Source organism: Brachybacterium sp. AOP43-C2-M15 (assembly GCF_052446295.1).
Lineage (GTDB): Bacteria > Actinomycetota > Actinomycetes > Actinomycetales > Dermabacteraceae > Brachybacterium.
In genome coordinates this window covers 60,145-86,093 of the sequence record NZ_JBQSWB010000003.1, presented here as the reverse complement: position 1 = coordinate 86,093, position 25,949 = coordinate 60,145, and the positions used below count along the sequence as shown (strand labels likewise).

The window sequence follows — 25,949 nt, the reverse complement described above, 5'->3', positions numbered from 1 at the left end:
GTGCGATGTGGCGACGGCGGCCGTCGGAGGCCGCCCGGGATCGGTGTCCCGACCACAGTCTCACCCACCCCGCGACGATTCCGCTCCCCTCCGCGAAGGATCCCGACCATGGCGCTCACCCCCTACCCGGCCACCGACTTCCCCGACACCCCCACCGCGATCGTCACCGGTGCGGCCTCCGAGCGCGGCATCGGCCGCGCCACCGCGACCCGGCTCGCCCGGGACGGCTGGGCGGTCGCCGTCCTGGACCTCGACGAGAGCGCCTCCCGGAGCGTCGCCGAGCAGATCTCGACCGAGCACGGCACGCCGGCCCTGGGCCTGGGGGTGGACATCGCCGACGAGCAGGCCGTCATCGACGCGGTCGCCCGCATCGACGCGGAGCTCCCGCAGCTGGTGGGGGTGGTCAACAACGCCGGGATCTCCTCCCCCACACCGTTCACCGAGGTCGGCACCGAGGAGTGGAAGCGCGTGTTCGACGTCAACGTGCACGGCACCTTCTTCGTGACCCGCGAGGCCGTGAGCGTGTTCCGTCGCCACGGCCTGGGGCGCATCGTCAACGTCTCCTCCGCCTCGGCCGAGCGCGGCGGCGGGGTCTACGGACGCGCCGCCTACTCGGGCTCGAAGGCCGCGCTGCTGGGCATGGCGAAGACCTGGGCCCGCGAGCTCGGCGAGTACGGCATCACCGCGAACTCCGTCGCCCCGGGCTCGATCGACACCGACATCATGGGCGGGCGCCTGAGCGACGAGCGCAAGGAGTTCCTGCTGCAGGAGCTGCCGGTGGGTCGGGTGGGCACCGTCGAGGACGTCGCCGGCGGCATCGCCTACCTGCTGGGCCGCGACGGCGGATACCTCACCGGGGTCACCCTGGACATCAACGGCGGCTCGCACATCCACTGAGGGCACCACGCCCCCGAGGGCACCGGGGCCGACGGGCCGGGCGCGACCCAGCCCTCTCGCGCACCTCAGCGGCTCTCGAGCACCTCGGGATTGAGGATGTCGCGCGGCCGCTCGCCGCGGATCACCGCCGCCACCGCCTCGGTGACGCGGCGCTTGAGCTCGGAGTAGGACTCCTCGCTGTACCAGGAGGCGTGAGGGGTCAGCACCGCGCTGGGGCAGTCGAGCAGGGGGCTGTCCGCGGGGAGCGGCTCCTCCTCGAAGACGTCCAGGCCGGCCCCCTTGAGCCGCCCGTCCAGCAGCGCCCGCGCCACCGCCGCGGTGTCCACCACACCGCCGCGGCAGGTGTTGATCAGCACCGCGCCGGGCCTCATGCGCGCCAGGGCGTCCTCGTCGATCAGGTGGTGCGTGGACTCCAGCAGCGGGACATGGAGACTCACCACGTCGCACGTGCCCAGGACGGTCTCGGCGTCGACCACCTCGATGCCGTCGGCCGTGCGGGTGCCGACCTCGAGCAGCGGGTCGCTGCCGACGACGGTGAATCCCAGGGCGCGGGCCTTGACCGCGGTCGCGGCCCCGATCCGTCCCAGCCCCACCACGCCGAAGCGGAGGGCGGAGACGCGATGGAGCGGCTTGACGGGCACCAGGCCGTACCTCCCGTCCCGGACCAGCCGGTCCAGCTGCACCGTGCCCCGCACCACGGACATCGTCAGGGCTATCGCGTGGTCGCTGACGTCCTGGACGCCGTAGTCGGGCACGTTGCACACGGCGATGCCGCGGGCGGTGGCCGCCTCGACGTCGAGGGTGTCGACCCCGACGCCGTAGCGGCCGATCGCCCGCAGGTCCGGCAGCTCGTCCATCACCGCGGCGGTGATCGGGGCGTACTGCACCAGGATCCCGTCGGCGCCGCGGGCCGCGTCCACGGCCTGCTGCTCGTCCTGGGCCTGGGCACGGCCCAGCTCGATGCCCAGACCGGCGGTGACCTGCTCCTCCTCGTCGAAGCTCTCGTTGTCGCTGTCCACGATGACGATCTTCATCGGACTCCTCCCCTGCGTTCTCGCTCGCTCAGCCGCGCTGGACGAACACCTGGCGCTGCGTGCCGAGACCCTCGATGCCCAGCTCCACCACGTCGCCGTCGGCGAGGTAGGGGAAACGGCCCGAGAGGGCCACGCCCTGCGGGGTGCCCGTGTTGATGAGGTCGCCGGGCGAGAGCACCATGTACTGCGAGAGGTGGTGCACGAGCTGCGCCACGGTGAAGATCATGTCCGCGGTGGTGGAGTCCTGACGGGCCTCGCCGTTCACGCTCGACCACAGGCGCAGCGACTGCTGCTCGACCTCCGCGGCGGGCACCAGGGCGGGGCCGACGGGGTTGAAGTTCTCGGCGCACTTGCCCTTGGACCACTGGCCCCCGGACTCGGCGATCTGGAAGTCGCGCTCGGAGACGTCATGGCTGGTGACGTAACCGGCGATGACGTCGAGCGCCTCCTGCTCGTCCTTCAGGTACGAGGCGCGCCGACCGATCACCACGCCCAGCTCGACCTCCCAGTCCACCTTGGTGGCGCGCGGCGGGATCGGGACCTCGTCGTGCGGGCCCACCACGGTGTTGGGGTGCTTGAAGAACACGATCGGGGTGGTCGGCGGCTCGGCGCCGGACTCCGCGGCGTGCGCGGCGTAGTTCTGGCCGATGCAGACGACGGCCTCGGGGCGGGCGATGGGGGCACCGATGCGCTCGCCGTCCGCGCCCTCCCAGACGCCCAGCTCGCCGGCGGCGAGCGCGGCGGCCGCCTTCTCGATGCCGCCGTCGGCGAGGAAGGCGCCGGTGATGTCGGCGGTCAGCGGGTCCAGGCGGTAGGTGACGCCGTCCTCCACGAGGGCGGGCCGCTCCTGGCCGATCGGTCCGAGTCGTCGCAGTTCCATGGGAGTTCTCCTTCGAAGGGGCGGGGGTGGTCCGCGGCCGCGGCGGTCACCGGTGCGAAGTCCGATGCCCACTGTGCCAGGCGAGGTGGTGCCTCGCCCTCGCGGACCGCAGGGCAATACGTCCGACGTCTGCGGGGCGGGTCAGTGGGTGCAGGGGTCAGTGGGTGATCGGGTCAGTGAGGGAACGGGCGATGGGTGGGGATCTCCGGGTTGAACTCGACGCCGAAGCCCGGGGTGTCCGGCACGGTGATCCTGCCGTCGACCGGGACGGGCTCCCCGAGCAGCATCGGGGCGAACATCGGGACGACCTCCTCGGCCGTCGGGTGCATCATGAGGAACTCGCTGAACGGGCTGTTCGTGCGGGTGATGACGAAGTGGTACGAGTACACGGAGGAGCCGTGGGGCACCACCATCGCCCCGTGCGCGTCGGCGAGCGCGGAGATCTTCAGCAGCTCGGTGATGCCGCCGCACCAGCCCACGTCGGGCTGGATGATGTCCGCGCAGCCCATCTCGAGCAGCTGGCGGAAGCCCCAGCGGGTGGCCTCGTGCTCGCCGGTCGTGATGAGCATGCCCTTCGGGGCGTTGCGGCGCAGCTGCTGGTAGCCCCAGTAGTCGTCGGGGATCAGCGCCTCCTCGAGCCAGCGCAGCCCGTGCTCGTGGGCGCGGTGCGCGAGGCGGGTCGCGTAGTCGACGTCGAGCGACATCCAGCAGTCGTACATGAGCCAGAAGTCCTCGCCCACCCGCTCGCGCATGTCCGCGAGCAGCGCGATGTTCTTCTCCATCCCCTCCTCCCCGTCGGCCGGGCCGTGGTGCAGCGGCATCTTGCCGCCGAGGAAGCCGAGCTCCTTCGCGATGTCCGGGCGGGCGCCGGTGGCGTACATCGTGAGCTCGTCCCGCACGGGCCCGCCGAGCAGGGCGTGCACCGGCTCCTGGCGCAGGCGTCCCAGCAGGTCGTAGAGGGCGAGATCGACGGCGCTGATGGTGTTCAGCACGATGCCGCGGCGGCCGTAGAACAGGGTCGAGCGGTACATCTGGTCCCAGAGGCGCTCGATGTCGGTGACCCTCGCACCCTCGAGGAAGCGCACGAGGTGCTTCTCGACGATCCAGGCCCCGAGGTCGCCGCCGGTGGAGACCGCGAAGCCGACGGTGCCGTCGTCGGCCTCGATCTCCACCATGAGCGTGCCCAGCACGTTCAGCCCGAAGGACTGCCGGGAGTCGGCGTACTCGGGGTAGACGGACATCGGGGTGGAGATGTGGTCGTCGATCCAGTGGTCGGCGCCCTGGTCGTGGTAGTCGGCGCCGCCGCCGGTGACGGTGAAGGCGCGCACGTGGGCGATGGTGCGGTGGTGGGTGCTCATGCGGCCCCCTCCTCTGCGCCGGACTCCTCTGCGCCGGGGCCCTCTGCGCCGGAGCCCCCTGCGTCGGAGCCCTCAGCGTCGAAGCGGACCAGGATCTTGCCCGCCGGTCCCTGCCCGGCGGCGAGCGCGGCGAACGACTCCTGCGCCTTCTCGGGCCCGACCACGGCGCTGACCAGCGGGGCGACCTCCTCGGCGTGCTCGCCGATCCACGCGGTCGCGTCCGCGAAGTCCTGGGCGGAGTAGGTGAAGGAGCCCAGGATGGAGCGCTCCTCGGTGCTGATCGCGAAGGCCGGGAGCTCGAGGCGGGGCGACCCCATGCCCACCAGCACCACGCGGCCGCCGAGCGCGGTCGCGGCGAGCGCGTCGGCCATCGTGGGGCTGAGGCCGACGGCGTCGATCGCGAGATCAGCGGGGCCGCCGAGCACCTCGGCCACCCTTTCGGCCATGCCCCCCGCCGCGGGGTCCACCGCGACCGCTCCGAGCGCGGTGACCAGCTCGCGGCGCGCCGGGTCCCGCTCGGAGAGCACGATGTCCCTCACCCCCGCCCGCTGCAGCGCGATGACGACGCTCTGCCCGATCGGTCCCCCGCCGATCACCAGCACCTTCTCCTCCGGGGCGGGGTCGCCGAGGCCCACGGCGTGCACGGCGACCGCGAGCGGCTCGATGAGCGCTCCGAGGTGCAGGGGCATCCGCGGGTCCAGCAGCAGCACGTTGCGCTCCGGCACCACCACGTAGTCCGCGAAGGAGGCCTGCACCTCCGCGGCGACGCCGATGACGTGCTTGCCGGGGGCGTGGTGCTCGCGGCCGCGGTGCGTCTCGACGTGCTCCTCGGGCACGACGACGGGGTTGAAGGTCGCCGGCGCCGCGAGCGGGAACGCACCGGGGTCCACCCCCTCCCCCAACTCGGCGATGGTGCCGGAGGACTCGTGCCCCATGATCTGGCCCGGGATCCGCCGCCCGTTCTCCCCGGTGAAGCCGTGGACGTCGGATCCGCAGATGCCGGTGGCGCAGATGCGCAGCAGCACCTCCCCCGGGCCCGGCGCGGGGCGGTCGCGCTCGACGACGTCGAGGTGGTGGAAGTCGGTCAGCACGAGCGCTCGCATCGGGGTCTCCTCGGGATCGGGGCGCGCGGCGGGCCCGTGACGGCCTGTGCGCGGACGACGGCGCCGTGCACCGCAGCTCTGCGGCGGCCGTCGGCCTCTCCGCGGTGAGATGGTCCGACGCTACTTCCCGTCGGTGCTCCGCCGGGGGCCCGAGCGATCCGCGTTCCGCGAATCCTCTATCCCATATTGATAATGTCCTGAGCGCAGCGTCGTGACCAGCACAGACCCGGATGCGCGCCCGCATCGGCCCGCGCCGCGGGGCGGGCATCGCTCCCGCTCCGGGCCCCGGGCGAGGATGATGACCTCGACGACGGGCGCCGTTCGACCTGGCGCTGTCGGCCCTGGCGCTGTCGGCCCTGGCGCTGATCGACCTTGCGCCGTCCGGCCCGGCAGGGACCGGCCAGGCACCGTCCGACCCGATCCCGCTCTCGATGAGGAGAACCCCGCATGGCACCGCAGTCAGATCTCGAGTTCGCCGGCCTCAAGGCCCTCGTGACCGGGGGCGGGGCCGGCATCGGCGCCGCCACCCTCCGCGCCCTGCAGGCCCGCGGCGCGAGCGCCGCAGCCCTCGACCTCGACCCCTCCGGTGCCCCGGAGGGAGCGCTGCGGATCCAGGTCGATGTCACCGACTCCGCCGCGGTGACGGCCGCGGTGGACCGCGCCGCCCAGGAGCTGGGCGGTCTCGACATCGTCATCAACAACGCCGGGATCGGGGCCCAGGGCCAGGTCGACGCCAACGACGACGCCGAGTGGACGCGCGTGCTCGACGTCAACGTCGTCTCCGTGGCCCGCGTGTCCACCGCCGCCCTTCCCCATCTGCGCCGCTCCGAGGCCGCCGTGGTGGTCAACACCGCCTCGATCGCCTCGATGCTCGGGCTGCCCGAGCGCGTGCTCTACTCCGCCTCCAAGGGAGCGGTCCAGGCGATGACCCTGGCCATGGCCGCCGACTGGGTGGCCGAGGGGATCCGCGTCAACGCCGTCGTGCCGGGCACGGCCAACACGCCGTGGATCGGGCGGCTGCTCGAGAAGGCCGAGGACCCCGAGGCCGAGCGCGCGGCGCTGAACGCCCGCCAGCCGCACGGCCGCCTGGTGGAGCCCGAGGAGGTCGCCGAGGCGCACTGCTACCTCGCCTCCCCGCGCAACCGCTCCACCACCGGGGTGCTGCTTCCCGTCGACGGCGGCATGACGAACCTGCGCACCCGCACCTGAGACGCGGCAGCGTCTCGGGCGGGGCGGCGTCTCAGGCGCTCCCGGCGGAGGAGCCCTCCTGCGCCGCCTTGCGGGCGGTGGCCCGCTCGGCGCGCCGACCCAGCCAGCTCATCATCGGCGAGGAGGCGATCGCGAGGACCACCAGCACGATGAGCACCGCGCTGATCGGACGGGTGAAGAACTCGGCGAGGTTCCAGTTCGTCTTGATCACGGACTGCATGAACGTGCGCTCGACGATCGGACCCAGCACGATGCCGAGCACGACGGGGGCCAGCGGGATCCCGCCCTTCTCGAAGAGGTATCCCATCACCCCGAAGATCACCATCAGACCCACCTCGAGGTAGCCGTTGTTGATCGCGAACGCGCCGCAGATCGAGATCGCGACGATCAGCCCCATCAGCACCGAGCGCGGGATCCGCAGCACCAGCCCCGAGGCCCGGATCAGCAGGAACCCCAGCGGGAGCAGCAGCAGGTTCGCGACGATGAAGATGATGTAGAGGGCGTACAGGGTGTCGGTCTGGTAGAGGAACAGGTCCGGACCGGGGGTGATGCCCTTGACCAGCAGCACCCCGATGAGGATCGCGGTGATGGTGTCCCCGGGGATGCCGAAGGCGAGCGTCGGCACGTAGGCCGAGGCGATGCCCGCGTTGTTCGCGCTGGACGCGCCGGAGATCGCCTCGACCCGCTGGGCGTCCGCCGCGTTCTTGCCCGGCCGGATCCGACTGGTCGCCCGGGTGAAGGCGTACGCGATCCAGGCGGCGATGTCCGCCCCGGCGCCCGGCAGCGCGCCGACGATGCCGCCGATGACCGAGCCGGTGCCGACCCGGCCCTTGTTCCGCCAGATCGCGCCGAAGGTGGGACGGAGCATCCCCTGGCCCTGGATCCGCGGGATCGGCATCGACTGGCCCTTCTTCGCGGTGACCGCCCGCAGCACCTCGGAGAGACCGAACAGGCCGATCATCGCGGCGATGAAGTCGACGCCCCGGAACAGCTGCTCCTCGCCGAACGTGAAGCGCGGATGCCCGAGGGTCACGTCGAGGCCGACGGTCGAGACCAGCAGCCCCACCATGAGCGCGATACCGCCCTTGAGCTGCGCGCCCTTGGAGACGATGACCGCGGCGGTGAGCCCCAGGACCGCCACCCAGAAGTACTCGTAGCTGGTGAATCGCAGGGCGAACTCCCCGAGCACCGGGGAGACGAAGATCAGCATCACCGAGCCGAAGAGCCCGCCGAGCACCGAGGCGACCAGGGAGACCCCGAGGCCGATGGCTCCCTTGCCGTTGCGGGTCAGCGCGTAGGCGTCCTCGGTGTAGGCGGCCGACGAGGGCGTGCCGGGGATCCTCAGCAGCGCGCTGGGGACGTCCCCGGCGAAGATCGCCATCGCCGACATGGTGATGATCGCGGCGATCGCGGGCACCGGATCGAGGAAGAAGGTGAAGGGGACCAGCAGGGCGGCGGCCAGGGTGGCCGTCATGCCCGGGAGAGCTCCGATGACCAGGCCGAACACGGCGGCCAGGAGGACCACCAGGATCGTCGTGGGATCGGCGACCAGCTCGAGGGCGCTGCCGAAGTTCTCGATCATCTCAGAACCCCCGGAGGATGCCGTCGGGCAGCTGGACCATCAGGGCCTGCTCGAACATGGCCCACAGGCCCACGGAGGTCAGCACGCCCGTGGTCACCGCGACCCACCACTTCGCCCGCAGCGACCACACGATCGCCGTGACCAGGACGGCCATGGTGAGCGGGAAGCCGAGCACCTCGGCGAGCAGGACGTAGACGACGATCGCGCCCATGAGCACCGCGCCGTTGATCCAGCGCCGCGCGCCGTCGGAGCCGATGTCGGTGTCCATGACCGCCACGGTCGCGAGCTCCTCGGCCGGGACGTCCTCGGCGGAGCCCGGGACGGCGGCCCCGGTCAGCGACAGCGCGTCGTCCGCGGGCCCCTCGAGGACCGCCGGCGTCAACCCCGCGGCGGCGAGCTCCTCGAGGCGCCGCCGCTCCCGACGGCGCGCGAGCAGGCTGGTCAGGGCCAGCAGCACGCCGAACAGGATCAGCAGGCCGCCGATCATCATGGGGAACAGGCCCGGGCCGGGGATCCCCTCGCGGATGTACGGCATGGAGGCGCCGTAGGGGATGACGATCGCCCCGGCGAGGACCGAGCACGCCCCGATGACGAGGTTCTGCCGCAGGCCGCCCGAGCCTCGAGAGTCGGCGGGGCCGGTCGAGTCCTGGGCGGTGGTCACTGCGCGAGTCCCGCTTCCTCCATGACCTCGCCCTTCTGCGCGTCGTCCTCGCGCATGAGGGTCTGGAAGTCCTCGGCGCCGGCGTACTTCACGCCCAGGCCCGAGTCGGTCATGAACTCGTTGAACGCCTCGGACTCGGCGATCAGGCCGAGGTGGCACTCGAGCTCCTCCACGACGGTGGGCTCGAGATCCAGGGGTCCCGCGATGCCGCGCCAGACGGACATCGAGTACTCCGAGCCGAGCTGCTCCTGCAGGGTCTCGACGTCGGGGAACGCGGGATCGCGCTCCGTGCCCATGACGCCGAGGGCCTTCGCGCGGTCGGAGTCGAGCATCGTCTTGGACTCGCCGAGCGCGTTGGTGGTCATGTCGATGCCGCCGGCGACGAGCTCCTGCAGCGCCGGGGCAGCTCCTTCGGAGGGCACGAAGTTCACGGAGTCCACGGGCAGGTCGTTGTCCAGCAGCATGCCCAGCAGGGCGAGGTGCCAGATGCCGCCCTGACCGGTGCCGGAGGCGGTGACCTCGCCCGGGTTCTCCTCGATGTGGGTCAGGAGGTCCGCGGCGGTCTCCCACTCCGCGTCGGCGGCGACGGTGATGCCGGCGCCGTCCTCGTTCATCTGCGAGATGGCGGTGAGGTCCTCGCCGCTGATGTCCGTGAGCCCTTGGTGGTGCATCATCCCGATCTCGACGGTGACCAGGCCGATCGTCTGCCCGTCGGGGGTCGCGTCGACCATCGCCTGGTGGCCGACGACGCCGGAGCCGCCGGTGCGGTTGACGACGTTGACGTTGGTGCCGAGCTGGTCGGAGAGCTGATCGCCGATGAGGCGGGCGACGCCGTCGGTGCCGCCGCCGGCGGCCCAGGGCACGATCAGCTCGATGGGCCCGCTGGGGTACTCGGCGTCGATGTCGTTGCAGGCCTGGACGGCGGTGTCGTCGGCCTCTCCCTCGCCGGCCCCGCCGGAGCAGCCGGCGGCCACCAGGCCCAGCACGGCGGCGCCGGCGATCGCGGACAGGAGACGGCGGCTTCGGGTGGTGCGCTTCATGTCGGACTCCACTTCATCGTGAGGGTCTGTTCCATCGTGGGGATCTGTGCGGGAACACCTCGTGGCGGGCCGACGGGCCGCAGCGGACGGGAGCCGAGCTCCGGTCGACCTCGCCGTCGAGGTGCTCCGAAAGCTACAGCGCCCTCCCCCGGGGAACCGCGTGAGGGGCGATCCGTGATGCGGAAATCCTATATTCGATATTGATAAGGTACGTCACAGGCACCGCAGGACCTGCGACGATGCAGCGATGCCTGCACTGCCCGACATCGGATCGTGACCCGCGCGATCCCCGACGTCACCGGGAGGACACGATGCCCCGCGTGGAGCAGACGGACTGGCTGGAGACCTTCGTGGCGGTGATCGACCACGGCAGCTTCTCCGGGGCCGCCCGGGCCCTGCACCGCGCGCAGTCCCGGGTGAGCACGCACGTCGCGGCGCTCGAGCGCGCGCTCGGCGGCACCCTCGTGGACCGCAGCCATCGCCCGATCGGACCCACGGAGCTGGGCACCGCCTTCCTCCCCCACGCCCGTGCCGTGCTGGAGGCGCTCGAACGCGGAGTCGAAGCCGTCGAGGAGCACTCGGGCACTCTGCGCGGACGGGTGGTGATCGGCTGCCATCCCAGCGTGAGCGCCGGTTTCCTGCCCGGGGTGATCGCCGCCGTCCACGCCGAGCACCCCCTGGTGCGCATCGAGCTCACCGAGCACACCACCCCCGACCTGGTCTCCGGGATCGGCGCGGGCCGGTTCCACATCGCCATCCACTCCCTGGCCGCGGACCCGCCCTCCGAGGACCTCCAGAGCGTGCACCTGTGGACCGAGAGGTTCGTCGCGATCGTGCCCCCCGACCATCCGCTGGTGACGGATCCGTCGCCGCGACCGCCCACGGCCCCGCAGGCACTCGCCCCGCAGGTGCTCACCGAGCATCCGCTGGTCGCGATCGCCCAGCCCGGTGCGGAGGTCGATCCGGACACCGGCTCCGCACTCTCCGCCTGGGGCCTCGAGATCCCGCTGGCCTGGCGCACGGAGCAGCCGCAGACGGTGGTGAACCTGGCCCGCGCCGGGCTCGGCGTCGGAGTGCTCAACGCGCTCGCGGCGAGGATCTGCGACACCGAGGGGATGGCCGTGATCCCGGTGGGCACGATCGAGGAGGGCCGCCTGGTCGCCGCCACCCGGGACCGGCGCACGGTCTCCTCGCCGAGCGTCGACGTGGTCTTCCGCGCGATCCTCGCGGCCGAGCCGCCCCCGGGGATGCGCCCCGCGCGCCACGGCGAGCGGGCCCGGCACGGCGCGCCGTGCCCTCCGTCGGACCCCGGGTCCTTGACGACCCCGGCGCGGCCATAGATCCTATAGGGATTGTGCGGCGGACGGCACGGTGCCGCCCCGTCCGCACCGACCGGCCCGACCGACACCCCGGCAGGACGACACCTCGGCAGGACGACGCCCCGGCCCGCCGGGGCTCTCCGTCCCGGAGGCGACCGCCGGGCCCACCTTCTCGTGATGAGGCAAGAAGGAGCACCCCGTGACCGATACCCCCACCTCCGACCTGCAGTCCCTGCGCTCCCCCCTGTACGGGGTGATGGACCGGATCCCCGGCGGGACCATGGTGATCCCCCTGGTCCTCGGCGCCGTCGTGGGCACCACCGCCCCGGCCTTCCTCGAGCTCGGCAGCTTCACCACCGCGCTGTTCGCGACCCCGATGCCGCTGATGGCCCTGGTCATCTTCGCGACCGGCATGCAGATCACCCCGCGCAGCATCGGCCCCGACGCGGGCACCACCGGCGCGATCCTGCTCGGCAAGACCATCGTGCCCGGACTGCTCGTGGTGGGCCTCGGCTTCGCGGTCGGCCTCGACGGACTGCTGGGCATCTCGATCCTGGCCATGCTCGCCACCTTCGACAACTCCAACGGCGGGATCTGGCTCGCGTTCACCGGCAAGTACGGCACCAAGACCGACCGCGGCGCCTACATCGCCTCCGCCGTGAACGACGGCCCCTTCTTCACCATGCTGTTCATCGGCGCCGCAGGCCTCGGGTCGATCCCGCTGGACGCCTTCGCGGCCGCGATCATCCCGCTGCTGCTGGGCATCGTGGTGGGCAACATCGACCACCGCTGGACCGAGATCATGCGGCCGGTCCCGGCCATCGTGATCCCCTTCTTCGCCTTCGGGCTGGGCACCGGCATCGACATCAGCGCGATCCTCACCGGCGGCCTCACGGGCATCGTGCTGGGTCTGCTGGTCACGCCGTTCACGGGCGGCACCACCTACCTCGCCTACCGCTTCCTGCTGCGCCGCGGCCGACGAGCCGGCATCGGCGTCGTCGCGGGCACCACGGCGGGCAACTCGATCGTCACCCCGGCGATCATCGCCTCCGCGGATCCTCGGTTCGCACAGTACGTGGACGTGGCGACGGTGCAGGTCGCCACGGCCGTGCTGATCTCCGCGATCACGGCGCCCCTGCTGGCCGCCTGGGTCCTGCGGCGCAGCGGCACCCTGAGCGACCCCGACGTGGACGGCCTGGACCACCGCGGCGAGCCGCTCCCGGCCGCCGCGGAGAGGTGACCCCTCCTCGATGACCGCTCACGTCCCCCGCCTGCAGCGCGCCCACCTGGTCTGGGCCGTCGGCGTGCTCGCCTATCTCTGCGCCGTCTCCGGCCGCGCCTCCTTCGGCGTGGCGAGCGTCGAGGCCTCGGAGCGCTTCGGGGTCGACGGCGCCGCCCTGAGCCTGTTCGGCGTGGTGCAGCTGGGCACCTATGCGGCGGCGCAGATCCCGGCGGGGCTGCTGCTGGACAGGATCGGACCGCGACGCATGCTGGTGCTCGGGGCGGTGACGATGGCCGTGGGACAGCTGCTGCTGGCCGTCGCGACCGACGTGCCCGCCGCGCTGGTCGCCCGGGTCCTCACGGGGGTCGGGGACGCGGCCACCCTGATCAGCGTGGTGCGCCTGATCGCGACCTGGTTCCCCACCGGCCAGGTCCCCGTGTTCACCCAGCTCGCCACCATGATCGGCCAGTTCGGCCAGGCCGTGGCCGCGGTGCCCTTCCTGGCGCTGCTGGTGAGCAGGGGCTGGACCGTCGCGTGGTCCTCGTTGGCCGTCGTGCTGGTGCTCAGCGTGCTGCTGGTCCTCACCGTGGTGCGCGACGAGCCGCCGGGCGAGCCGGGCGCCGTGCCGCCGCTCCCGACCCCTCCGCTGCGGGTGATCCGGGACGTGCTCACCTCGCGCGCCGCGTGGTCGGGCTTCTTCCTGCACTCCCTGACCCTGCTGAGCGTGAACTCGTTCCTGTTCCTGTGGGGCGTGCCCTACATGACCCACGGCCACGGGCTGGGACCGCGCGAGATCGGCGCGCTGCTCACCGTGAACGTCGCCGTGATGGTCGCGATCGGGCCTCTCGTCGGGGTGCTGACCGGCCGGTTCCCGCACCACCGCGCCCGCCTGGGCCTCCTGGCGGGCGGGATCCTCGCCGCCGCCTGGACCCTCACGCTGCTGATCCCGGTGCCGCTGACCGCCTGGCAGCTGCTCCCGCTGATCGTGGCCCTCGCGGTGGGCTCGGCGACGTGCTCGGTGGGCTTCGACCTCGCGCGCACCGGCGTGCCGCCGCGGGCGATCGGCACCGCCACCGGGATGGTCAACATCGGCGGCTACTCGACCTCGCTGCTCGCCGTGCTCGTGATCGGTCTGCTGCTGGACGTCCTGGCCCCCGACCGGACCGCCGGGCTCGACGACTACCGCCTCGCCTTCGCCTCGATGGGCCTGCTCATGGCGCTGGCCGCCGCAGGCCTGCTGCTCACCTCGCGACCCCGCGCCCCGCGGACCGCCTAGCCCCCGACCGCACACCGATCACCTCCCGACCGGGACGGTCCGCAGACGCCTCGGAGGACCCTTCGCCCCACCTTGTGCAATCCCCGACCCTTCTATAGCTTATACGGACTTCGTATAGGAAGGACCGTGACGATGACGTCACCCCGCGACAGCGCGGACCGCCTCCGTTCCGTCGGACCGCTCCCGCTCCCCCTCACACCACCGCTCGCTCCCCTCCCCCCGGTCCCGCTCTCCCCGACCGACGGGAGCCCACGATGATCCGCGCCCCGCGCCGCCGCCGGCCGGCCGCCGTCCTGCTCGCCTCCCTGTCGGCCCTCGCCCTCGCCGGGTGCGGGCTGTGGGAGCCGGTGGACACCAGCCAGATCGCGAAGCACACCGTCGACCCCGACGCCCGCGTGATCCGCTTCGCCCACCAGTACGACCCCGCCCACCCCGTCGAGGCCTGCGGCGCGGAGACGCTCCGCACCGAGCTGGCCGACGACGGCTTCGCCGTCGAGACCTATCCCTCGGGCCAGATCGGCGACGAGGGCGAGACCACCGAGCAGATCGCCACCGGCGGCCTCGAGCTGGGCGTCATCGGCCCCTCGTTCCTGGGGATCTGGTATGCCGACGCCGCCGTGCTGGACGCCCCGTACCTGTTCAGCGACGTGGACGAGTTCGACGAGGCCACCACCGGGCCGATCATGGCCGAGCTGTACGAGGACATGGCCGAGGAGACCGGGCTGCGCGTCAACAGCACCTGGTACTACGGCACCCGGCACATCACGGCCAACAAGGAGATCACCGAGCCGGACGATCTCGCGGGCCTGAAGATCCGCACCCCGGACGCCCCCCTGTACATCACGAGCTTCGCGATCATGCACGGCAGCGCCACCCCGATGGCGCTGTCGGAGGCCTATCTCGGGCTCCAGCAGGGCGCGATCGACGCGCAGGAGAACCCGATCCCCACCATCGACGTCCAGAAGTTCTACGAGGTCCAGGAGTACCTCAACCTCACCTCGCACATGGTCCAGGCCGTCAACATCGTCTCCTCCGAGCGCTTCGTGGACTCGCTGACCGAGGCGGAGCGCGCCGGCTTCGAGGAGGCCATGGAGAAGGCCCGCGTCGCCACCCGCGACTGCATCGTCGAGGCGGAGGAGGAGACCCTGCGGGCGTGGGAGGACGAGGGCGTCATCACCGTCAACGACGAGGTCGACGTCGACGCCTTCCGGTCCCTGATCGCCGAGGAGCTCCCCGCCCAGGTGCCGTGGGGCGACCTGTACCTCGAGATCCAGGAGTCGGTCCAGTGAGCATGCAATCGCCCAAGCCCGTCGAGGGCACCCGCGACGGCCAGGTGCCGGACCTCGACACGTACATCGAGCGCGACCACTACGAGACGAAGTGGCGGTGGTACGCGCTGCTGGTGGACGCCGAGCGGTTCGTGGCCGGTGCACTGCTGATCGCCGTGTTCGGGATGATCGTCTTCCAGGTCTTCACCCGCTACGTGCTCAGCGCCCCGCTGCCCTGGAGCGAGGAGGTGGCGCGCCTGCTGGTGGTGTGGCTGACCTTCGTCGGCGCCGGGTTCGTGGCCTCCCGCAACGCCCACATCGGGGTGGACATCCTCGCCGTGTACCTGCCCCGGAGGCTCGCCACCGCCACCCAGATCCTCGCGATGCTGGTCGTGGTCGCGGCCGCGGCGTACATGGTGTGGGCGGCGATCTCCCTCATGCTGCTCACCGGTCCGCTCGAGCTCACGGCGACCGCCCTGCCCGTGCCCCTGCTGTACGGGGCGGTGCTCGTCGGCTACCTGATGATCCTGGGCCACACGGTCCTGAACATCGTCATGTACCTGCGCCACCCGGCCGAGGTCCCGGACGCGGTCGAGAAGGCCGCCGCGATGGAAGGGCTGTGATCCCGTGGTCCTGCTGATCATGTTCGCAGCGCTCCTGGTGCTGCTCGCCCTGCGCGTGCCCGTCTGGATCGCGCTGCTGGTCCCCTCGATCGTCTACATCATCCTGGACGAGACGGCCACCGCGGCCCTGGCCGCGCAGCAGACCGCCTCGGGCGTCTTCGACTTCGCGATCCTCGCGGTGCCGATGTTCATCCTGCTGGGCAACCTCGCCAACGTCTCCGGGGCCACCGATCGCCTGTTCGACGCCGCCACCAGCGCGATCGGCCACGTGCGCGGCTCGCTGGGGTACGTCAACATCGCCACCTCCTTCGGCTTCTCCTGGATGAGCGGCGCGGCGATCTCCGATGCCGCGGCGATGGGCCGCATCCAGGTGCCGGCGATGACGAAGCGCGGCTACCCGGAGGGCTTCGCCCTCGGCATCACGGGCGCCTCCTCCCTGATCGCGCCCATGATCCCGCCGTCGATCCCGGCGATCATCTACGCGGTCACCGCCGGGCTCTCGGTGAGCTCGCTGTTCATGGCCGGGATCGTGCCGGCGCTGGTGCTCGTGGTGGCGCTGTGCATCATGGTCTGGATCCAGACCCGCACGCGCGATGACCTGCGCCTGGAGAAGCCGCCGACGGCTCGGCGCGTCAAGGACGTCCTCAAGGCCCTGCCGGTGGCCGGCGCCGCCATCATCATCCTCGGCGGGATCCTCTCCGGCATCGTCACCCCCACCGAGGCCTCGGCCCTGGGCGTGGCCTACGTGGCGATCCTGGCCCTGTGCTATCGCACCCTGAACGGGAAGTCGCTGGGACGCATCGCCGCCTCGACGGTCGAGACCACCGGCAGTGTGCTGGTGATCGTCACCAGCGCCTCGCTGTTCGGCTGGGTGCTGGCCCGGGAGCAGGCCCCGCAGGTGATGACCGAGCTGATCCTCCAGATCACCGACCGTCCCCTGGTGTTCCTGCTGCTGATCAATCTGCTGCTGCTGGTCGTCGGTGCCGTGCTCGAGCCCACCGCCGCGATCCTCATCCTGGTGCCCGTGCTGGCGCCGATCGCCGACGTGTACGGCATCGACCCCGTGCACTTCGCGGTGATGATGATCTTCAACCTGATGATCGGGCTGCTGACCCCGCCGGTGGGACTGGTGCTGTTCGTGCTGTCCTCGGTCACGAAGGTCCCGGTGATGCGGGTGATCACGGGGGTGCTGCCCTTCTTCGTGCCGATGCTCGCGGTGCTGCTGGCGATCACCTTCGTGCCCCTGCTGAGCACCTGGCTTCCCGGCCTGGTCGGGGGCTGAGCGCCCGGCCCCGCCTCGTTCCCGAGGGGCCGCGACGACTCGTCGGCCGCGGCCCCTCCCGACCTCCCTGGAAGGAAGCGCCCGTGAACGACGAAGCCTCCGCGCACGTGGACGGCTGCCGTGCCCCGGAGAGCGTCTACGAGGCGCTGCGCACGCGCATCATCCAGCACGACCTCGAGCCGGGCGCACGGATCTCGATCGCGGAGGAGGCCGCGCGGCTCGGGGTCTCGCAGACCCCCGTGCGCGAGGCCCTGCACCGCCTCGAGGGCGACGACCTGGTGGTCCGCTCCGCCTCCCGCGGGTACGACGTCACCTCGCCGATCGGCGTCGAAGGGCTGCGCTCCCTGTTCGAGGTGCGGCTGCTGCTCGAGCCGTGGGCAGCGCGGCAGGCGGCGACCGACAGGCTCTCCAATCCCGCCCCGAGGCTCCGCGGGGAGCTGGAGGAGCTGTCCTCCCTGCACGGCGCCGGGCGCGCGGTGCAGGCACAGCGCGCCGCCGGCGACCAGCGATTCCACCGATGGATCGTCGAGGCGACGGGCAATCATGTGATGGCGGCGGCCTTCGAGCGGCTCCACGCGCACGTGCACGTCTTCCGCCTCTACCAGACCGATGCCGAGGGCCACGACACCCACGGCGAGCACACGGCGATCCTCGAGGCCGTGGAGGCGTGCGATCCCGAGGCCGCCGAGGCGGCGATGCGCGCCCATCTGCTGGGGGCCTTCTCGCGCCTGTCCAGCGGCTTGCCGGCGGACGCGCCCCCGCTGCGGAGCACGGCGGCCCGGGCCCGTCTGCGCTGAGCGGACCGGCAGGGACCGGCACCGCAGCGCACGGCACCGCACGGCACGGCACGGATCAGCCCACGCGCAGGCCGCCGTTGAGGTTGTAGGTCGCGCCCGTGGTGAAGCCGCCGTGGGGTCCCACCAGGAAGGCGACCAGCTCGCCGAGCTCCTCGGTGGTGCCGAGCCGTCCCACGGGGGTGCGGGCCACGAACTGCTCGCGGCGCTCCCCCTCGAGGCGGCCGCCCATGATGTCCGTGTCGATGTTGGCGGGGGCGATCGCGGCGGTGGTGACGCCGGTGCCGGCGACCTCCTTCGCGAGGCCCCGGATCAGCCCCTCCACCCCCGCCTTGGACGCGGCGTAGGCGGAGGTCGAGAAGTTCCCGCCGCCGTCCTGCGCGGCCGTCGAGCTCATGGCCACGATCCGGCCGAGGCCCTGCGCGAGCATGCCGGGCAGCACGCGGCGGGCGAGATGGAAGGTGCCCAGGGTGTTGATGGTGAGGGTGCGCAGGAAGTCCGCGCTGGTCGTCTCCAGGAACGGGGTGGGGTTCGCGACGCCGGCGCAGCACACGAGCGCGCCGAGGGGCGGGGCCGACGGGTCCTGCTCGACGGCGGTGAGCGCCGCGTCCACCGAGCCCTCGCCGGCGACGTCGGCCCGGGCGGTGAGGACGTGGGGTGCCCCCGCGGCGCGGGCGGCTTCGGCGGCCGTGGCGAGCCCGGTCTCGTCGAGATCGAGCAGGGCCAGAGGACGGCCCTGCCGGGCGAGGGCCAGCGCGACCCCGCGCCCGATTCCGCGCTCGGAGGCGGCGCCGGTGATGACGCAGGTCAGCTCGCTGATGCGGGCCTCATCGGCCGCGGAGCGCTCGCTCATCGCCGAGACCCCGCTCCCGTACCCGGTCCCGTGCCGGGTCGTGGTCCCGGCTCCGGCGAGTTCACCACGTGGCGGGGCCTGTCGCCGCGCGCGAGCGCCGTGACCTCGGCGAGCGCCTCGGCGCCGGTGGCGGCGGCGAAGTCCGCCGTCCAGCACAGCGAGTGCGGGGAGAGCACCACGTTCTCGAGGCCCAGCAGCGGGCTGTCGGCCGGGAGCGGCTCGACCTCGAAGACGTCGAGGCCGGCGCCCGCGATGGTGCCGTTCTGCAGGGCGGTGATCAGTGCGGGCTCGTCGACCACGGCGCCGCGGGCGATGTTGATGAGGAAGGCGGAGTCCTTCATCAGCGCGAGCTCGCGCTCCCCGATCAGGTGGCGGGTCCCGGCGTTGGCCGCGACCGTGATGATCAGGTAGTCGCTGCGGGCGACCACCTCGTCGAGCTCGAGCTGCTGCACGCCGGTCGCCGCGCAGAACTCGGGCCGCGGGGAGCGGTTCCAGGCGATCACGTCGAGGTCCAGGGCGCGCAGCTGGCGCACGGTCTCCTGACCGATGCCGCCCAGGCCGATCATGCCGATGGTCGCGGAGGCGAGCCCGGGGCCCCGGTGCTCGGCCTTGCGGTCCCAGGCCGCCTCCCGGACCAGGCGGTCCTTGGGCAGCAGGGAGTGCGCGAGCGCGAAGAGGAAGGTGAGGGCCGTGTGGGCCATCGGCACGCGCAGCCCGGTGGGGGCGTTGGTGACGGTGATGCCGGCGGCGTCGCAGGCCTCCAGGTCCACGGAGTCGAAGCCGGCGCCGAAGCGGGCCACGTGCTGCAGCGTGGTCACCCCCCGGAGCTGCTCGGTGCCGAAGGGCGTGCCGCTGAGCAGCAGCACGGCGTCGAAGCCCTCGAGCGCCCCGGGCCGGATCGGGACATCCACGCGGGACCACTCGATCCCGTGCTCGGCGAGCGTGTCCAGGCCGATGTCGCCGTAGATCGTGGAGCCGTCGACCTCGGCGTAGTCGGCGGTGACGGCGAGCTTCCAGGGGGTGCTCATGCCCGCACCTCCTTCGGGGCCGGCTGCGACTCCGGTGCGCGGTGCAGCCCGACGCCGTGCCATGCCTCCGGGTAGTCCACGAACCCGCGGTCCAGCCCCTCGATGCTGGTCGCGCCCAGCTGGCCCATGGCCAGCGCGAGCTCCTCGTCGAGGATCTCGAGCACCCGCAGCACGCCCTTCTCGCCGGCGGCGGCGTTCCCGTAGCCCCAGGCGCGGCCGATGGAGACCAGGTCGGCGCCGACGGCGAGGGCCTTGGCGATGTCGTCACCGGTGCGCACCCCGGAGTCGAAGACGACGGTCATCCGGTCCCCCACCGCGTCGGCGATCATCGGCAGCGCGCTGATCGAGCTCGGCGAGGAGTCGAGCTGCCGCCCGCCGTGGTTGGAGACGTAGATGCCGTCCGCCCCGACCCGGTGGGCGCGCAGGGCGTCCTCGGGGGTCAGGATGCCCTTGAGGTAGAGCGGACCGTCCCACCGACGCCGCACGTCCTCGATGCTCTCCCAGGTCAGGGTGAGGTTCGCGAGGTACTTCGCGACGAACTCCTGGTGGGAGACGGCGTTGTCGCCCTGGACCTGGTCCTTGAGGTTGCGGAAGCCGATGGCCGGGGGGCGCATGATCGCGCGGGTCCAGTCGAGGTGGCGGATGGCCTCCACGGCGTTGCGCGGGGTGATCCGCGGCGGGATCGACATGCCGTTGCGGTGGTCGCGGTACCGCTTGCCGTTCAGCGGCACGTCGACGGTCACCACGAGCGCCTCGGCGCCGATGGCCCGGGCGCGCTCGATGAGGTCGGTGACGATCCGGTCGCTCTTGTACATGTACAGCTGGTACCAGAGCGGGCCGGTGGCCTGGTCGGCCAGCTCCTCCATCGTCCAGTTCGAGGCGGTGGAGATCGTGAAGGGGATGTTCGCCCGGCCGGCGGCGCGCACGGCACCCAGCTCGCCCTCCCCGCCGATCATGCGCTGCAGGCCCAGCGGCCCCATCACGTAGGGGCGCTCCAGGGCCATGCCGTCCACCGTGGTGGAGGTGTCGATGGTGGAGATGTCGGTGAGCCATCGCGGGCGGAAGCGCACCTCGCGCAGGTCGCGGGCGTTCGCGTCGAGCGTGATCTCATGGTTGGAGGCGCCGTCGATGATGTCGAAGGCCATGGTGGGCAGGCGCTTCCGCGCGAGGCGGCGCAGGTCCTCGATCGAAGGGGCGGAGGCCACCGGGTCGAGCCGGAAGCCTCCGGCGGCGAGCATCCGGGCGAATTCGACGGCGGCGGAGACGGGGGAGTCGGACATCGTGCTCTCTCTTCCGGGAACGGTGCTGCGGAGGGGCGATGGTGGTCGGCGGTCGGGGAGCGTCCTGCGGGCCGGCGCCGGTCACGGCGGGCGGGTGCGAGGTGGTCAGTCCGGGTGGCTGCGCAGCACCTCGTAGACGATGGAGTCGTCGCGGCGGTCCCATCCCAGCTCGCTCCCGCGCCGGTACAGCTCCTGGGCGGCGGCCGCGAGCGGCACCTCCTGGGACGCCTCGGCGGCGGCCTCGGTGACCAGGCCCATGTCCTTGACGAAGATCGTGAGGGCGGAGCGCACGTCGTCGAAGGCGCCGTCCACCATCCGCTGTCCGCGGTCGCCGAACATGAACGAGGCCGCCGCGCCGGTGCCCAGCACCTCGTGGACCTGGGCGAGGTCCAGCCCCATCCGGTCCGCGAGCGCGAGCGCCTCGCCGGCGGCGGCGATGTGCACCCCGCACAGCAGCTGGTTGACGATCTTGAACCGCTGCCCGTCCCCGGGAGCGGGGCCGACGACCGGGGCGTTCGCGGCGAGGGCGTCCAGCAGCGGCCGCACCGTCGCCACGTCCTCCTCGGCGCCGCCGACCATGATCAGGAGGTCGCCGTCGGCCGCGCGGGCGGCGCCGCCGGAGACCGGGGCGTCCACGACGCGCACCGCCGTCCCGTCACGCCCCGCACCGTCGGACCCCGCGCCGTCGGGCCCTGCACCGTCGGGCCCTGCACCGTCGGGCCATCGGCCGGCGAGCCGTGCGACGGCGTCCTCGATCGCGGCGGGGCCCACGGTCGACATGATCAGCAGGGTGCTCGACGCGGCGAGGTCGGCGGCGATCCCCGCCTCGCCGAACAGCACGGACTCGAGCTGGGCGGGGGTCGCGACCATGACCACCACGATCTGCGCGTGCCGCACCGCGTCCCGGGCCGTCGCGGCAGGAGCGGCGACGTCCGCCACCGCCTCCCGCGCGGCGGGGTTCAGGTCGAAGGCCGTGACGGGGAGCCCGGCAGCGGCGGCGGTGCGGGCCATCGGGGTGCCGATGGCCCCCAGGCCGATCCAGGCGACGGACGGTGCGGCGGTCATGGAGAGCTCCTCGGGGATCGGCGGAGGGACGGTGCAGGCGGTCGGGGCAGTCAGTCGGGCCAGGCAGTCGGGCCAGGCGGTCGGTGCGGTCGGTCGGTGCGGTCAGTCGGCGGTGATGCTGTCGACGGCGGCGGTGAGGACGTCCACGACATCGGCCAGCGCCTGCTCGCCGCCCACGTTGCCGGGGAAGACGACGTAGGGCATCCCGAGGACCTCCTCGGGGGCCTCCTGGGCGGAGAACAGGGACACCTGGCCGGGCCAGAACTGTCCCTCGACCCGGGCGCGCCGGATGCCGAGGCCGTGGGCCGCGACCTCGTGGGAGGTGATCCCGCCTTTGGCGACCACCCACGCGGGGCGGGCCGTGCGCACCCTGCGGACCACCTCGACCACGGCGTCGGAGACGCTGCGGGCGATGGCGAGGGACTCGGCGGGGTCCTCGGTGCGCACCAGGTCTCGGCTGGTGTAGGCGACGCAGTCGGCGTCGGTGAGGGTCTCGCGGAGGGTCGCCGCGACCTCGTCCAGATGCTGCTCGCGGCGCTCGTCGAGCACCGAGGGGACGTGGATCTCGACCTCGACGAGGGTGCCGCGGTCCTGGACGGCGCGCAGCTGGGTGGTGGTCAGCCCCACGTGGGAGCCGACGACGACCAGCCCGTGCCCGAGCCGCGCCCCGGGGATCGGACCGGGGATCGCGATGGACGCGGGATCGACCACCTGCGCGCCCGACTGCCCCGTCAGCGGGCGCACGAAGGAGGGGGCGCAGCGGGTGACGAAGGTGCGGCCGACCGCCTCGAGCTCGGCCATCGCCGCCGCGACGACCTCGAGGTCGGAGTACTCGGTCGCGTTGACGACCACCCAGCACCGCTCGCGGGCGCCGTCCAGGATCTGCCGCACCCGCGCCTGGCCGCCCTCGCGGATGTCCTCGAGCCCGATCGAGAGCACGTCCTGGGCGCGCACCGACCCGCCGGAGCGCTCCTCGAGGAAGGCGCGCAGGTCGGAGCTGGTGTAGCCGAAGGTGGCGTCGCGGGCGAAGTCGGTCTCGGCGACCTCGACCGCCTCGCCGTCGACCGTGGCGTAGTGGACGTCGCCCTCGGTGAAGCGCCCGGCCTCGATCATGGCGGGGCAGAGCACGACGGCGTCGACCTCCACCCCGTGCTCGGCGAGCTCGTCCGCGATCGCGAGCGGCTCGGCGATCACGTGGCCGCGCAGGGTCGAGTCGGAGCGCGAGACCACGTGCAGGCCACGAGCCGGCACCCCACCGTCCAGCACCCCCGCCAGCACGCGGTGGTTCAGCGCCACCGCCTCCTGCTCCTCGAGCGCCCGCGTGTTGGTGAGCACGAAGCAGGCGGAGCCGGGCTCCGCGAGGGCGCCGACGGGGAGGGAGGGGTCGAGGTCGAAGGCGACGTCGATCCCGGCCACGCACTGGGAGCCGGTGGGGTCGTCGTCGAGGACGAGCAGACGGCGGTCGGAGGTCACGGGCACGGGAGCCTTCTTCCGGGACGGGGTGCGGAGCGGGAGCAGGGCCGGTGCGCGCAGGGGCGCACCGGCCCTCAGCCTGTCAGATGCTCATGTCACTGGTCATGCGGCTGGTCATGCCGCGATCACGAAGACCAGGGCGGACAGCGCGAAACCGACCAGCGAGATCGTGGTGCCGACCAGCGACCAGGTCTTGAAGGTGGTCACGGTGTCGAAGCCGCAGAATTTGCCGATCAGCCAGAAGCCGGAGTCGTTGACGTGCGACCAGCCGATCGAGGCGGAGCCGATCGCGATGACCACGGCGGAGACGGCGATCGCACTGAAGTCCCCGGCCATGATCGCGGGCGCCATGATCGAGGCGCCGGTGGTCGCGGCCACGGTCGCCGAGCCCTGCGCGATGCGCATGGCGGTGGTCACCAGGTAGGCGGCGACGATGAGCGGCAGCCCCATCGCGTCCAGGCCGTTGGCGACCTCGCCGCCGATGCCGGTCTCGGTGAGGACACGGCCGAAGGCGCCGCCCGCACCGGTGATCAGGATGATCGCGCAGACGGGCGAGAGCGCGTCGTCGACCAGCTCCTCGAGCAGCCCGCCGACCTCCTGCCCCTTCCGGCGCCGCGGCAGCACGTACAGCAGCACCATCGCGGTGAGCGCCGACAGCGCCAGCGCGACGGGCGTCGCGCCGATCAGGCGGGAGAACTGGAGCAGGACGTTGTCCTCGGTGACCGATCCGGAGGCCTCCAGGGTGGCCATGCCGGTGTTGAGGAAGATGAGCACCAGCGGCATCAGCAGCACCAGCAGGATCGAGCCGAAGGACGGCCGTTCGTCCTTCGGGACCTCGCGGGGCTCGCCGAGGAGCGCGGGCACGGGGGTGTCGGGGTAGCGCCGGGCGATGACGCGGGCGACCAGGTAGCCGCCGAGGTACCAGGTGGGCAGACCGATGAGGAGTCCGACGATGATCACGAGGCCGACGTCGGCGCCCATCACGGTGGCGGCGGCGGTGGGGCCCGGGTGCGGGGGCAGCAGCGCGTGCATCATCATGAACGACGCGATCGAGGGCAGCACGTACAGCATGAACGAGCCGCCCAGGCGACGGGCCACGGTGTAGATGACCGGCAGCATCACGATGAACCCGGCGTCGAGGAAGATCGGGAAGGCGTAGAGCAGCGAGGCGACCGCGAGCGCGAGCGGGGCCCGCTTCTCGCCGAAGGTGTCGAGCATCTTGTCGGCGAGCACCTGCGCGCCGCCGGTGATCTCGATGAGTCTGCCCAGCACGGCGCCGAAGCCGACCAGGAGGGCGACGGTGCCGACCGTCGTGCTGAAGCCGGCGATCACCACGTCGATGACGTCTCCGACGCCGATCCCGGCGGCGAGGCCGGTGGCCACCGCGATGATCAGCAGGGAGAAGAAGGCGTGCAGGCGGGTCTTGATGATGAGGACGAGCAGCAGGACGATCGCGACGACAGCGATCGTCAGGAGCAGCCAGACCGGCCGCTCGGCGAGGACGAGTTCTTCCACGGGGATCTCCAGGAGGGAGGGGGCGCATCTCGTCGGCCTCCGTCACGCCGGAGCGCTCGGGACCCGGGCTGCCGCGCGGGTCCCGAGCGTTCGCTCAGGTCCCGGGCGGCGATGCCCGGCCGACGGGCAGAGCCCGAAGGGTGGATGGGAGTGGTGGGAAGCGTGCGGAGGCGGCCGACGGGGACCGTCGGACGCCCTGCGGTCAGGAGTTCTTCGGCGAGGCCTTCGGGGCGGGGCCGAGCTCGGCGAGCAGCTGCGACATCTTCGCGTAGGCCTTGTTGCGGTAGGCGATCAGCTCCGCGGCGGTGGCCTCGTCGTAGTCGCCCAGCAGGCCCTTGCCGTTCTTGACGCCCTTGCGGTCCTCGGCGACGGCGTCGGTGAGGATCGTCGGGGTCGCGAGGCGGTCGCCGAAGGCGTCCTCGAAGGTCACGAAGCAGTTCGCGTACACGTCCAGGCCGGCCTGGTCGGCGATGGCGAAGGGGCCGAAGAAGCCCAGGCGGAAGCCGAAGGTGGTGCGCACGATGGTGTCGACGTCCTCGGTGGTCGCGACGCCCTCCTCGACGATCGAGGTGGCCTCCTTCAGCAGCGCGTACTGCAGGCGGTTCAGCACCATGCCCGGGGTGTCGGCGACCTGGGCGCCCTGGTTGCCGGACTTCTCCAGCAGCTCCTTGACGGCCGCGACGGCCTCGGGGGTGGTCTCCTCCCCCGCGACGAGCTCGACGCCGGGGATGAACGGCGCAGGGTTCGAGAAGTGCACGGTGAGGAAGCGCTCGGGATGCTTCACCGCGCTGACCAGCTCCTTGACCGGGATGGTCGAGGTGTTTGTGCCGATGATCGCGTCCGGACGGGCGTGCTGGGAGATCGTCGCGAGCACGTCGCGCTTGACGTCGATCCGCTCGAAGACGGCCTCCTCGACGAAGTCGACGTCGGCGACGGCGTCCTCGATGGTCCTGCCGGCGGAGATGTTCTTCTCGACCAGCGCCGCGGAGCCGGGGCTGTACAGGCCCTGGTCCTCGAAGTCCTGCGCCTCCTTGCGGAGCCGCTCGAGGGAGGCGTTCGCGTTCTCGACGCTGACGTCGGCGATGGTCACGTCGAAGCCGGCGATGGCGAGGACCTGGGCGATGCCGCCGCCCATGTAGCCCGCGCCGACGATCGTCACGGTGGAGATGGTCATGGAGGAACTCCTT

General features: G+C 72.2%; 23 protein-coding genes. 9 read left to right on the top strand and 14 right to left on the bottom strand.

What is annotated here, in order from left to right; genetic code table 11:
* Positions 1 to 108: 108 nt before the first annotated feature.
* Complete coding sequence (locus ACT3SP_RS04225) at positions 109 to 897, top strand: SDR family NAD(P)-dependent oxidoreductase (protein ID WP_444585994.1); 789 nt, start codon at positions 109 to 111, stop codon at positions 895 to 897.
* A gap of 65 nt (positions 898 to 962) precedes the next feature.
* On the opposite strand, the gene ACT3SP_RS04220 is transcribed toward ACT3SP_RS04225, so the two are convergent.
* The 4 genes from ACT3SP_RS04220 to ACT3SP_RS04205 all read right to left on the bottom strand — a co-directional run bounded on the left by ACT3SP_RS04220 (position 963) and on the right by ACT3SP_RS04205 (position 5,272).
* A complete protein-coding gene (locus ACT3SP_RS04220; RefSeq protein WP_444585993.1) occupies positions 963 to 1,931 on the bottom strand; it encodes a C-terminal binding protein in 969 nt (322 codons plus the stop codon).
* 28 nt (positions 1,932 to 1,959) lie between these two features.
* A complete protein-coding gene (locus ACT3SP_RS04215) occupies positions 1,960 to 2,811 on the bottom strand; it encodes a fumarylacetoacetate hydrolase family protein (RefSeq protein ID WP_444585992.1) in 852 nt (283 codons plus the stop codon).
* Positions 2,812 to 2,984: 173 nt separating this feature from the next.
* Positions 2,985 to 4,169, bottom strand: coding sequence for an L-rhamnonate dehydratase (gene rhmD, locus ACT3SP_RS04210; RefSeq protein ID WP_444585991.1), 1,185 nt, complete (start codon positions 4,167 to 4,169; stop codon positions 2,985 to 2,987).
* Entirely contained in the window at positions 4,166 to 5,272 is a 1,107-nt protein-coding gene (locus ACT3SP_RS04205; protein WP_444585990.1) for a zinc-dependent alcohol dehydrogenase, read from the bottom strand. The genes rhmD and ACT3SP_RS04205 overlap by 4 nt, the downstream gene beginning before the upstream one ends.
* 447 nt (positions 5,273 to 5,719) lie before the next feature.
* Here ACT3SP_RS04205 and ACT3SP_RS04200 point away from each other — a divergent pair, with 447 nt between their 5' ends.
* Positions 5,720 to 6,481 carry an SDR family NAD(P)-dependent oxidoreductase gene (locus ACT3SP_RS04200; RefSeq protein WP_444585989.1) on the top strand — a complete coding sequence of 254 codons (762 nt, stop codon included), beginning with the start codon at positions 5,720 to 5,722 and terminating at the stop codon, positions 6,479 to 6,481.
* A gap of 31 nt (positions 6,482 to 6,512) precedes the next feature.
* On the opposite strand, the gene ACT3SP_RS04195 is transcribed toward ACT3SP_RS04200, so the two are convergent.
* From ACT3SP_RS04195 to ACT3SP_RS04185, 3 genes are read right to left on the bottom strand one after another with little or no spacing between them, the layout of a single operon-like run.
* Entirely contained in the window at positions 6,513 to 8,063 is a 1,551-nt protein-coding gene (locus ACT3SP_RS04195; protein ID WP_444585988.1) for a tripartite tricarboxylate transporter permease, read from the bottom strand.
* Position 8,064: 1 nt separating this feature from the next.
* A complete protein-coding gene (locus tag ACT3SP_RS04190; protein ID WP_444585987.1) occupies positions 8,065 to 8,724 on the bottom strand; it encodes a tripartite tricarboxylate transporter TctB family protein in 660 nt (219 codons plus the stop codon).
* A complete protein-coding gene (locus tag ACT3SP_RS04185) occupies positions 8,721 to 9,764 on the bottom strand; it encodes a tripartite tricarboxylate transporter substrate binding protein (RefSeq protein ID WP_444585986.1) in 1,044 nt (347 codons plus the stop codon). Before ACT3SP_RS04185 ends, ACT3SP_RS04190 begins: the two co-directional genes overlap by 4 nt.
* A gap of 320 nt (positions 9,765 to 10,084) precedes the next feature.
* Here ACT3SP_RS04185 and ACT3SP_RS04180 point away from each other — a divergent pair, with 320 nt between their 5' ends.
* From ACT3SP_RS04180 to ACT3SP_RS04150, 7 genes are all read left to right on the top strand, one after another.
* Positions 10,085 to 11,104, top strand: coding sequence for a LysR family transcriptional regulator (locus ACT3SP_RS04180; protein ID WP_444585985.1), 1,020 nt, complete (start codon positions 10,085 to 10,087; stop codon positions 11,102 to 11,104).
* A 178-nt stretch (positions 11,105 to 11,282) separates the two neighbouring features.
* Positions 11,283 to 12,323 (top strand): 2-keto-3-deoxygluconate permease, encoded by a 1,041-nt coding sequence (locus ACT3SP_RS04175; protein WP_444585984.1) that lies wholly within the window; start codon positions 11,283 to 11,285, stop codon positions 12,321 to 12,323.
* Between the two features lie 10 nt (positions 12,324 to 12,333).
* Positions 12,334 to 13,581: an MFS transporter gene (locus ACT3SP_RS04170; RefSeq protein ID WP_444585983.1), complete on the top strand. Its 1,248-nt coding sequence runs from the start codon at positions 12,334 to 12,336 to the stop codon at positions 13,579 to 13,581.
* A 254-nt stretch (positions 13,582 to 13,835) separates the two neighbouring features.
* Entirely contained in the window at positions 13,836 to 14,870 is a 1,035-nt protein-coding gene (locus ACT3SP_RS04165) for a DctP family TRAP transporter solute-binding subunit (protein WP_444585982.1), read from the top strand.
* A 2-nt stretch (positions 14,871 to 14,872) separates the two neighbouring features.
* The gene (locus tag ACT3SP_RS04160; RefSeq protein ID WP_444585981.1) at positions 14,873 to 15,472 is read left to right on the top strand and encodes a TRAP transporter small permease; all 600 of its coding nucleotides are present in this window, start codon (positions 14,873 to 14,875) and stop codon (positions 15,470 to 15,472) included.
* Between the two features lie 4 nt (positions 15,473 to 15,476).
* On the top strand, positions 15,477 to 16,754 hold the full coding sequence (locus tag ACT3SP_RS04155) for a TRAP transporter large permease (protein ID WP_444585980.1): 1,278 nt from the start codon (positions 15,477 to 15,479) through the stop codon (positions 16,752 to 16,754).
* Positions 16,755 to 16,837: 83 nt separating this feature from the next.
* Entirely contained in the window at positions 16,838 to 17,551 is a 714-nt protein-coding gene (locus ACT3SP_RS04150) for a GntR family transcriptional regulator (protein WP_444585979.1), read from the top strand.
* 55 nt (positions 17,552 to 17,606) lie between these two features.
* Here the strand turns inward: ACT3SP_RS04150 and ACT3SP_RS04145 are convergent, their stop codons facing one another.
* The 7 genes from ACT3SP_RS04145 to ACT3SP_RS04115 all read right to left on the bottom strand — a co-directional run bounded on the left by ACT3SP_RS04145 (position 17,607) and on the right by ACT3SP_RS04115 (position 25,936).
* Complete coding sequence (locus ACT3SP_RS04145; RefSeq protein ID WP_444585978.1) at positions 17,607 to 18,401, bottom strand: SDR family NAD(P)-dependent oxidoreductase; 795 nt, start codon at positions 18,399 to 18,401, stop codon at positions 17,607 to 17,609.
* Entirely contained in the window at positions 18,398 to 19,429 is a 1,032-nt protein-coding gene (locus ACT3SP_RS04140; protein WP_444585977.1) for an NAD(P)-dependent oxidoreductase, read from the bottom strand. The genes ACT3SP_RS04145 and ACT3SP_RS04140 overlap by 4 nt, the downstream gene beginning before the upstream one ends.
* A complete protein-coding gene (locus tag ACT3SP_RS04135; RefSeq protein WP_444585976.1) occupies positions 19,426 to 20,709 on the bottom strand; it encodes an alpha-hydroxy acid oxidase in 1,284 nt (427 codons plus the stop codon). Before ACT3SP_RS04135 ends, ACT3SP_RS04140 begins: the two co-directional genes overlap by 4 nt.
* Before the next feature lie 105 nt (positions 20,710 to 20,814).
* A complete protein-coding gene (locus ACT3SP_RS04130; RefSeq protein ID WP_444585975.1) occupies positions 20,815 to 21,774 on the bottom strand; it encodes an NAD(P)-dependent oxidoreductase in 960 nt (319 codons plus the stop codon).
* A gap of 102 nt (positions 21,775 to 21,876) precedes the next feature.
* Positions 21,877 to 23,253 (bottom strand): four-carbon acid sugar kinase family protein, encoded by a 1,377-nt coding sequence (locus ACT3SP_RS04125; protein WP_444585974.1) that lies wholly within the window; start codon positions 23,251 to 23,253, stop codon positions 21,877 to 21,879.
* Between the two features lie 108 nt (positions 23,254 to 23,361).
* The gene (locus ACT3SP_RS04120) at positions 23,362 to 24,762 is read right to left on the bottom strand and encodes a GntP family permease (RefSeq protein ID WP_444585973.1); all 1,401 of its coding nucleotides are present in this window, start codon (positions 24,760 to 24,762) and stop codon (positions 23,362 to 23,364) included.
* A gap of 202 nt (positions 24,763 to 24,964) precedes the next feature.
* Positions 24,965 to 25,936 (bottom strand): 3-hydroxyacyl-CoA dehydrogenase family protein, encoded by a 972-nt coding sequence (locus tag ACT3SP_RS04115; RefSeq protein WP_444585972.1) that lies wholly within the window; start codon positions 25,934 to 25,936, stop codon positions 24,965 to 24,967.
* Positions 25,937 to 25,949 lie beyond the last annotated feature (13 nt).

Coding starts and splice junctions, on each gene's coding strand:
- ACT3SP_RS04160 (WP_444585981.1), top strand. CDS start 14,873: ATGCAATCGCCCAAGCCCGTCGAGGGCACCCGCGACGGCCAGGTGCCG.
- ACT3SP_RS04220 (WP_444585993.1), bottom strand. CDS start 1,931: ATGAAGATCGTCATCGTGGACAGCGACAACGAGAGCTTCGACGAGGAG.
- ACT3SP_RS04165 (WP_444585982.1), top strand. CDS start 13,836: ATGATCCGCGCCCCGCGCCGCCGCCGGCCGGCCGCCGTCCTGCTCGCC.
- ACT3SP_RS04215 (WP_444585992.1), bottom strand. CDS start 2,811: ATGGAACTGCGACGACTCGGACCGATCGGCCAGGAGCGGCCCGCCCTC.
- ACT3SP_RS04205 (WP_444585990.1), bottom strand. CDS start 5,272: ATGCGAGCGCTCGTGCTGACCGACTTCCACCACCTCGACGTCGTCGAG.
- ACT3SP_RS04115 (WP_444585972.1), bottom strand. CDS start 25,936: ATGACCATCTCCACCGTGACGATCGTCGGCGCGGGCTACATGGGCGGC.
- ACT3SP_RS04130 (WP_444585975.1), bottom strand. CDS start 21,774: ATGACCGCCGCACCGTCCGTCGCCTGGATCGGCCTGGGGGCCATCGGC.
- rhmD (WP_444585991.1), bottom strand. CDS start 4,169: ATGAGCACCCACCACCGCACCATCGCCCACGTGCGCGCCTTCACCGTC.
- ACT3SP_RS04135 (WP_444585976.1), bottom strand. CDS start 20,709: ATGTCCGACTCCCCCGTCTCCGCCGCCGTCGAATTCGCCCGGATGCTC.
- ACT3SP_RS04170 (WP_444585983.1), top strand. CDS start 12,334: ATGACCGCTCACGTCCCCCGCCTGCAGCGCGCCCACCTGGTCTGGGCC.
- ACT3SP_RS04195 (WP_444585988.1), bottom strand. CDS start 8,063: ATGATCGAGAACTTCGGCAGCGCCCTCGAGCTGGTCGCCGATCCCACG.
- ACT3SP_RS04185 (WP_444585986.1), bottom strand. CDS start 9,764: ATGAAGCGCACCACCCGAAGCCGCCGTCTCCTGTCCGCGATCGCCGGC.
- ACT3SP_RS04145 (WP_444585978.1), bottom strand. CDS start 18,401: ATGAGCGAGCGCTCCGCGGCCGATGAGGCCCGCATCAGCGAGCTGACC.
- ACT3SP_RS04140 (WP_444585977.1), bottom strand. CDS start 19,429: ATGAGCACCCCCTGGAAGCTCGCCGTCACCGCCGACTACGCCGAGGTC.
- ACT3SP_RS04225 (WP_444585994.1), top strand. CDS start 109: ATGGCGCTCACCCCCTACCCGGCCACCGACTTCCCCGACACCCCCACC.
- ACT3SP_RS04200 (WP_444585989.1), top strand. CDS start 5,720: ATGGCACCGCAGTCAGATCTCGAGTTCGCCGGCCTCAAGGCCCTCGTG.